This is a genomic window from Lachnoclostridium sp. An138, from assembly GCF_002160765.1.
Classification (GTDB): Bacteria; Bacillota; Clostridia; order Lachnospirales; family Lachnospiraceae; genus Laedolimicola; species Laedolimicola faecalis.
On sequence record NZ_NFLF01000023.1, the window covers coordinates 42,476 to 51,413 of the forward strand.

Genomic DNA, 8,938 nt, shown 5'->3' on the forward strand with positions numbered 1-8,938 from the left:
TGTTACCCCACTTTGAAAATCTATTGCATATGGTTTGCAAGAAATACCGTCACCGTTCTAAAGTTCGCAAGGGAACTGAAAGAACTGGGTGTCGGTATTTTTTTTGAAGAACAGAACATTAACACTCTATCAGGGGACGGTGAGATGATGCTTGCCGTCCTCGCTTCTTTTGCACAGGAAGAAAGCAGAAGCATGAGTGAAAACAATAAATGGTCCATTCGGAAGAAGTTTGAGAGAGGAGAAGTGATGATTACCACATCCCGCTTCCTCGGTTATGACAAAAACGAATATGGAGATTTGATTGTGAACAGAAAGGAAGCGGAAATTGTCAGTCTGACTTTCGACCTTTATTTGATGAATGTCGGTTCGTCAAGGATTGGGGAGCTGCTTGATTACCTGGGCGTGAAAACGGTGACGGGAACAATATGGGAAAGCGGGACCATCAATGGGATGCTTTGCAATGAAAAGTACAAAGGAGATTTTCATCTGCAGAAGTATTACACCCCTGAAAACAAAAGAAACCATACAAGGAAAAACAACGGGGAAGTACAGAGTTATTACATTTCGGAAAATCACGAACCAATTGTATCGCCAGAGGTGTGGGAACAGGTACAGAAGGTCAGAGAGCAGAGAAAGCGTGACAGGAATATTGGACAGGACAACACAATGAAGTTCCAAAACCGCTATCCCTTAAGCGGAATGCTGATTTGCCCTTACTGCGGAAAAACGCTCCGGCGCAGACAGGTTTACAAGAAGAAAATCCAATGGCTTTGCAGCACCTACATTGAAAAGGGAGTCAAGGCATGCAAAGGGATAAGGATTGATGATGCCGAATTGCAAGGCTTGAACATTACGGAACAGACAGTGATTGAGGAGGTGGTTAAAAATGGCAAGAAGCATTACTGTTATACCAGCAAAGCAGATTTAGACTGCGGAATCAGGAACAGCACAGTCAGTGCAGAAATTGAAGATGGCAGCGTACTGCCGAGTGTCAACCGACCAAGAAGAACAGTTATTAAGCTATGAGAATCAGGTCAATTATTACACAAATTATATTAGCGAAAATCCTCTTTATGAATATGCAGGGACTTATGCGGATGAAGGAATTTCGGGAACCAATACCAAAAAGAGGGATGAATTCAACCGCATGATTGCTGATTGCAGGGCGGGGAAAATAGACATGATTATTACCAAGTCCATTTCCCGATTCGCAAGAAATACGCTGGACTGCTTGAACTATGTGCGAGAATTGAAAGATTTAGGGATAGGGATTATTTTTGAAAAGGAAAATATCAATACCCTCGATGCAAAGGGCGAAGTGCTGCTGACCATTCTTTCCTCACTGGCACAGGATGAGAGCCGGTCCATTTCAGAGAACTGCACATGGGGAATCCGTAGAAGGTTTGAAACAGGAAAACACAAAATGAGTACAAAGCGTTTTCTTGGCTACGATACGGATGAAACGGGGAAGCTGGTAATCAACAGGACACAGGAGCCGATTGTAATTCGGTTGTATCAGGAATTCCTGGACGGAAAAACAACCGATTACATCAAGAGGATTTTTGAACGAGAAGGCGTGAAAAATTGGGATGGCGGTACGAAGTGGCAGTCCACAACCTTAATGAGTATGTTGGAAAATGAAAAATACAAGGGTGATGCCTTGCTGCAGAAAAGTTATACGGTGGATTTCCTCACCAAGAAACGGACGCAGAACAAAGGGGAAATTCAGATGTTTTATGTGGAGGATGACCATGATGCCATCATTTCAAAGCGGATATGGGAATGTGTACAGCTTGAAATAAAACGCAGGAAAAAGTATCTGGAGGAGCATGGGACAAACTCCTATTCCCACCGGCCGGAAAGCAATCCATTTGCATCCAAGATAATTTGCGGAGACTGCAATAAGGTTTTTGCACGGAAAGGCTGGCGGAGCAGCACGGGTGTTGACCGTAAGGTATGGCAATGCAGTGAACGGTACAAGGTCAAAGGAGTCATGGGATGTGTCAACCGCCATGTGGAGGAAGAAACGCTGATAAAGGCTTATCTGATGGCTTGGAACGCATTGGTGGAGAACCGAGAGGATTTCATGGAGCAGTGGACAGAACAGCTGCAGAGCGAGAACCTATTGGAAGGTTATCGGGCAGAGAAGTTCATAGAATACACCGATGGAGCAGAACCTCTGACAGAGATGGATACGGACTTCATGCTGAAAACACTGGACCACATCAAGGTTTTTGAGGATGGAACATTGTTGGTGGTGTTCCTGGACGGAACGGAGATTGAATGTAAAAATGAAGAAGAGTAAGAAAAGATGCCGATTGGGAGTTGCGATTCCTGATCGGCTTTTTTCTTGTTCTTTTGAAGATGGTAAAATAAATGGGAATATGGTAAAATAATGTAGAAATTAAGGTGTTGAGTATTTTTAATATATATAATTATACAAACCGTTACTTGCTACAGTTATTAGTGAGGATATGAATTGAAATTAATGAAGGGGTTGAAGATATGATTTTATCTGATAATGAAACCAAAGTTGATTTACTTAATAATGAAGCAATAGCAAAGACAATAGTTTCTCTTATTAAGGATAGTAAAGAACAACCGATTTCTATCGGTATTCATGGGGACTGGGGTGCTGGTAAATCCAGCATTCTTGAAATGGTAGAAAATGAAGTGAAACTGGCTTCTTCAGTGTCAGGAAAGAAGTATTCTTGTATCCGATTTAACGGTTGGAAACATCAGGGATTTGAAGACTCAAAAGTAGCTTTGATGAGTTCTATTATTTCAGAGCTTGAGAAGAAAGAGAAACTTGGCGTTAAGTCTGGGGAAATATTAAAAAAACTGTGGAAAAATATTAATTGGATGACTGTTGCTAAGACTGCGGGTAAAACCGCTTTAGGAATTGCGACAGGTACAGCACCGCTTACGTTATTATCTTCAACAATGGATATTTTAAAATCAACCGTAACTACAGAAGAGGGAATTGCTGGAGCAATTGAATCTATTGGAGGTTATTTAAGTGACGCAAAAATCACAGAGGACATATCAAGTAATAAAGAATTTTCAGAGTTTCAGGAAAATTTTGCCGAACTGCTAGAAGATGCAGCTATTGAGAAACTTATTGTTTTAATTGATGATCTTGACAGATGTTTACCTGATGTGGCGATTAATACGTTAGAGGCTGTAAGACTGTTTATGTTTACGGAAAAAACAGCATTTGTAATTGCAGCAGACGAGGGAATGATTCGCTATGCGGTTAAAAAACATTTTCCCGATGCAACAGATGAAAATAAGTTTAATGCAGGTGAGGCCTTTGCAAATAAGTATTTGGAAAAGTTGATTCAAGTTCCGTTTAGAATTCCAGCATTAGGTGAGGTAGAAGCGTGTATATACATAATGCTTCTTATGGTGGGTTCTGTTTTGCCAGATGAAAATGAAAACTATAAAAAGCTGAGAGAAGAGGGATTATCTAGAATCAGAAAGCCTTGGAATGTAGAAAGTCTTACGGTTGATGACGTGAAAGAAATTCTTGGAAATGATTATGAAAAGTCATCGAAGGAAGTATTAATTGCCACTCAAATATGCCATTTATTAGCACAAAATACAGATGGAAATCCTAGAAAGATAAAAAGGTTTGTAAATATGCTCTTGTTACGTTATGAGATTGCTAAGAATCGTGGCTTTGGAGACGAACTGGAACTTGCGATTTTGGCAAAGATGATGTTGGCAGAATACTATGAACCAGATTTTTATAAGGCATTACCTAATCATTTGGATTCTGAAGGGAAATGGGATGAAGTTCCTGAAATACTAGCTGATATAAAAACTATGGTCGAAGATAAGAAAACAGTAGAAGCAAAAGAGCGATGGTATGATTTAAACAAGATTTGGAAGTGGATTACTACAGAACCAGAAATTACAGATAAGGACTTAAGACCGTATTATTATGCATGTAAAGAAAAAATGGATTATTTTTCAGGTAAAACTTCTAAAAATGATCTATCAGAAATAGTTGAGCTACTTTTTAGAGATGAAATGATTATTGTAGGTCGTGTTGAAGATTTGAAAAATTTGACAAATCAAGAATCAGATCAAGTGTTCGGAATTGTTGCTCAAAAAATTATGGAAAAAGGGCAATTTGATATGAAACCAAAAGGGATTGATGGTTTGATTGTATTGGTACAGAATAAGCCGGAACTCCGTAAAAGTTTAGTTGATTTTATAGATGCTATTCCTGTAGATAAGGCTGGAGTGTGGATTATACATGGCTGGGATAAAGCAATTCCAAAAGATTGTGATGAAAGAAAAGGAGTAAATCAATATTTTGATAAATTGAAAAGCAGTGGGACGGCAATTGTTAAAGCAGCTTTAAAGAAGATGTGAGGTAATTAATAAATGGGAACATCAACACATAATGGAGGACAAAAAGGTGGAACACCTTTGGTACCGTCATGGTTAGAGCAACCAGATGTAAATCCACAAAATGAAAATGGACTTGGTCCCGATGGTAGTCAAATTCCACCAGTGGGTGATGTGGATCGCTTTAGAACACCACGAGGAGAGTTCACGAGGTATATAAATTCAGGAGGACGGGATAGCAGTTTAGGCCGTAAAAGTGTCTCTAATTACATAAGAAATTCTTTGGGTGGTAGTTCAAATGCGACACAGAGAATGGGAGCTGCTAGAAGCAGTTCTGCAAGATTATTAAATGTTGCAGGTGTATTTGCTTCAGGTGGTGCAAGGGCTGTTGAACAGTATCTTTCTATAGAGAATCTCTCACATAAGACAGCTAGTGACGCATTTATAGCTATTACAGACTTTATCTGTCCAGATGGGGGACCACAAGATGAAGGCATTGCGAGGTCGGCTTATATTTCCGCAATCGAAGAATCACCAGAAATAGCTACAATTAAATTTGAGGATTTGACTTCAGAGCAGATTATGGTGATTGTGGAACGCACCATGGCAAATGCGATATTTAATAGAATCACGAATGATATTGGTAACAAGATTATATTGTTGCCGCAAGAACGAGCTATATCAGACAGATTAATTGTTCAAATGAAGGATTTTGTTAAGGGTTCTGTATCGGATGCTGTTATCAATTTAGATATCAAGGCTGGAAATATTCGACAAGGTGATTCTTTAAGAATAGTGGACCGGGTGTATAAGGCAGCGTTTGAAATTATGGTAAGTGCAGGTGAAAATGAATGAGTCGATATAAATTAAGAGCAAATTATGATATTGAAAATATAGATTCGCAGAAAATGGATGGCACAGTTATTGTTGATGTCCCTATGCTTTCTAATGGCGAACTAAACTATGGATTAAGCCACATTAAGAAAAAATTATATGAAGAAAATGTGTATCCCTCTGAAATTGGATTTGATATCATGTCGCTTGCAACAATGGTTTATATGGCTGATACGCGAATTGAGAGAGTGGTGCATGGACAGGACTCTTGGACGAGAGAAATTGAACTAGAAATACCGGTATCAAATGTAGAGATATGGGACTCACAGATTCGTACGGTTGAACGTATGTTAAAATTTCTTACAGGAGATTTATGGAAAATTACGTTGTCGAGTAGAGCATGGCAGTTTAATAATTTGGAGGAAGTAAGAGAAAAATCAAATAAATATGATGAAGTATCATTATTCTCTGGTGGAATGGATAGTCTTATAAGTACCATTAATTTGATGGAGAATAAGAAAAATACCTTGTTAATAAGTCATGCTGGAGAAGGACTTACTAAAAATGCTCAAAAAAATATTGTGAATAAATTTGACTTGTTATATCCAGATGTTTTACATACATGGTTAGATTTGTGGATGGTGTTTCCACGTGATTATATTCCGGCAGGTGGTAATGATAACAATACAAGGAGTAGATCATTTCTATTTATCGGTTATGCCCTTTTTGCAATGACTGGCATGGATAATATCAATGAACTGTTAGTTCCGGAAAATGGTCTGATTGCTTTGAATGTACCATTGGATGAAACAAGAGTAGGTTCATTTAGTACAAGAACAACGCATCCATTTTATCTTTCTTTGTGGAATGAATTATTAGTGGGATTAGGGTTAAATCTATCAGTAAAAAATCCTTATTGGAATAAAACAAAGGGAGAAATGGCAGGGGAATGTAAAAACAAGGATGTTCTTTATGAGACGATGAAATTATCATTCTCATGTTCTTCACCAGGAAAAGCAAGATGGAAACAACTCAGTCAACAACATTGTGGTTATTGTGTTCCTTGTTTAATTAGAAGAGCTGCAATGCATAAAGCGTTTGGGGATGATGGAACAGTGTATACCGAAACGTCTATTTATGAAATGCAGAATAAAAATGCAGAAGGAATGGGAATTCAATTGCGCTCTTTCCAGTATGCAATAGATAAAATAAAACAGGATAGAAATCGTGCTTTATTTTATATACATAAGCCAGGTCCATTACCGCAGGATGATGAGTATTTGAGAGAATTAGCTGATACATATATACGAGGATTATTAGAAGTAGATGCTTTTATACAGGATAATTTAGCACAAGAGGATGAGAATAATGATTTATGATGCACATTGTCATTTAGATTTAATGGATAATATACTAGAGTTTATAAATGAAATACAGAATTCTGATATGAATTTATTTGCGGTTGGAACTACACCGAAGGCATATAGTAGAGAAATACAATTTTGCAAGAATGCTAGAAATATTCATGTTGGTTTAGGGATGCATCCGCAATTAGTATCTAGTGGCTATGATGATATGCAGTTATTTAAATCTCTCATTGAAAAAAGCCATTATATTGGTGAGGTGGGATTGGATTTTAGTAAAGGATATATTCAGACCAAAGAATTACAAATAAATATTTTTAGTGAGATTGTTAAGTTATGTGAACAATACAGTGAAAAAGTGATTTCTATTCATTCACTTAAATCGACAAGTACGGTAATTGAAATTTTAAGAACATACAAAAGACAAAAGAGTAATAAATATATATTTCATTGGTTTACAGGTTCTATGCCACAATTAGAAAAAGCGATTGAATTGGGATGCTACTTTTCAATAAATCCGGGAATGTTGAAAACAAAATCGGGAATGGAAGTGATAAAAGCTATACCAATTGATCATGTGTTGTTAGAGACGGATGCACCATTTGCACTCAAAGTTCAACACATAGATGAAATAGAAAAGGAACTCAAAAGAACCATGTCGAGGATATCGGATGTAATTGGATTCGACATATCTGATATAATTAATAAGAATTCAAAAGAAGTGTTTTGCTACTGAATATTTAATGAAGAAACATTGATAAAGGCTAACTGATGACGTGCTACTAAGAAAGGATACTAATAGGAGTCACAATTTCTGGTTGGCTTTTACTTAATCTTCTATGATAGTGAAAGATGTTGGATATGGTATGATAAATGTGCGAGTATGCTTAGAGGTGATTTAAATGTATAACTTAACAAAATGTGCATTGTGTGGAAATGAAGCAGAATTGGAATTGAGCCATACAGTGCCAAAGATGGCTGTAAGGACATTAAAGAAAACAGCAATAGGTAATATTCGGAGTACAGAGAACCCTAACAAAACCATATAGGATAGCGAGAAGTTGTACATGTTGTGTGGAGATTGCGAGGATTTATTTAGTGAAAAAGAAACTTGGTTTGCTAACAAAATATTTCATCCTTATTTAAAAAAGGAGAAAACTATTTTTGACTACGATGAGAATTTGGCTTACTTTATAACTTCTGTTAATTGGAGAAGTCTTTATTTGGATATTTTAGATTTTGTTGAGAATTCAGTGGTTGGCATAGATGCGTTGGAATGTTTGATTGAATCTGAAAAAATAATGAATGAATTCCTGCGAGGAAAACGTAATGATTTAGGGAAAATAGAAAATCACATTTTCTTTTTTGATGACATAAAAGAATTATCTGTTGGTGCGAGCAATTTTGCAGATTTGAAACCGCATGCGATTTTTCATAGAGGGATAGGTAGTTACACTTTTTGTTACGAAGATGAAAAGACCTATGGTACTTTAACAAATATGATGGGAGTAATACTTGTTACTCTTTATCATAAAGGGCAAAGAGAAGTATGGAATAATACAGAGATTTTGAATGGCGTGGGGCGTATTGAAGCGAAAGATCAGCAGATACAGAGTGTTTTTGGAAATGAGTTAATACATATCATGGAAACAGCAAAGAAAGCATCTGAAGCTATGAGTGTAGCACAACAAAAGAAAGCAGAGGATAGAATAAAGGCTGCTGGAGAAGATGTAAAAAATTATTCAGTTTTTCAAGACTGGATGAATGATATGGATTTAAAGAACAGAATCACAGATAAGTGATACAGAAGTGGGGGTAAAGGCTATCCCCATAAGAGGGGTATAAACCTTTTCGCAAAAGATGACGATTTCGCTATTTAGTATAAGAAGTAACTTTCACCGCATGTGGAGACGGTAGTTCTTTTATCCCACAAAAAACCAGATAGTTATATCCACATTGACGTGGAGTTTGGCAAGGGCGAAGGCAAGATTCCAGTGGATAAAATTGTCCAGAGAGCGGAGCAATATAAGCCAAAAGAACGTGTTACCTACAAGAGAATCAAGGAATATATTCTTGAAAAGTATGGTTTTAAGGTTCATACCGCTTATATTGCAGAGGTAAAGAGAAGTTTAGGACTGCCTATGTATGATGCTCCCAATGCAGTTGAAAAATTGAAACAGGCCAGAAAGCATCCTACACCGGAGAAAGTAGAAGCCATAAAGGATGCACTTCACTATTTTGCGGTAATATAATCTTTACATAAAAGTAAGCGCTTAATAATACAACGGCTATCTTTTTAAACCACGTTCTACTATTATTGAAGTAAAACGCTCCAACTTCAACTTTTTGATTCAATCCTGCATCTTTGCTGTATCATGTCA

General features: G+C 37.2%; 7 protein-coding genes and 1 pseudogene. All 8 read left to right on the plus strand.

Translation table 11 applies throughout. From position 1 onward, the window contains the following. The first annotated feature begins 12 nt into the window (after positions 1 to 12). The gene (locus tag B5E82_RS15235; protein ID WP_275533169.1) at positions 13 to 1,026 is read left to right on the plus strand and encodes a recombinase family protein; all 1,014 of its coding nucleotides are present in this window, start codon (positions 13 to 15) and stop codon (positions 1,024 to 1,026) included. After that, positions 989 to 2,305, plus strand: a complete 1,317-nt coding sequence (locus B5E82_RS15240) for a recombinase family protein (protein ID WP_330398388.1) — start codon at positions 989 to 991, stop codon at positions 2,303 to 2,305. Before B5E82_RS15235 ends, B5E82_RS15240 begins: the two co-directional genes overlap by 38 nt. 200 nt (positions 2,306 to 2,505) lie before the next feature. Beyond that, positions 2,506 to 4,383, plus strand: a complete 1,878-nt coding sequence (gene qatA, locus B5E82_RS15245; RefSeq protein ID WP_087308393.1) for a Qat anti-phage system ATPase QatA — start codon at positions 2,506 to 2,508, stop codon at positions 4,381 to 4,383. Between the two features lie 12 nt (positions 4,384 to 4,395). Next, positions 4,396 to 5,214: a Qat anti-phage system associated protein QatB gene (gene qatB, locus B5E82_RS15250; RefSeq protein WP_140393162.1), complete on the plus strand. Its 819-nt coding sequence runs from the start codon at positions 4,396 to 4,398 to the stop codon at positions 5,212 to 5,214. Next, positions 5,211 to 6,572 (plus strand): Qat anti-phage system QueC-like protein QatC, encoded by a 1,362-nt coding sequence (qatC, locus tag B5E82_RS15255; protein WP_087308395.1) that lies wholly within the window; start codon positions 5,211 to 5,213, stop codon positions 6,570 to 6,572. The genes qatB and qatC overlap by 4 nt, the downstream gene beginning before the upstream one ends. Then, positions 6,562 to 7,293, plus strand: coding sequence for a Qat anti-phage system TatD family nuclease QatD (gene qatD / locus B5E82_RS15260; protein ID WP_162610799.1), 732 nt, complete (start codon positions 6,562 to 6,564; stop codon positions 7,291 to 7,293). Before qatC ends, qatD begins: the two co-directional genes overlap by 11 nt. A gap of 331 nt (positions 7,294 to 7,624) precedes the next feature. Next, positions 7,625 to 8,359 carry a hypothetical protein gene (locus B5E82_RS15265; protein ID WP_087308397.1) on the plus strand — a complete coding sequence of 245 codons (735 nt, stop codon included), beginning with the start codon at positions 7,625 to 7,627 and terminating at the stop codon, positions 8,357 to 8,359. A gap of 99 nt (positions 8,360 to 8,458) precedes the next feature. Then, positions 8,459 to 8,809: pseudogene (locus tag B5E82_RS15270) on the plus strand (23S rRNA (uracil(1939)-C(5))-methyltransferase RlmD); the annotation flags it as partial. Positions 8,810 to 8,938: the final 129 nt, after the last annotated feature.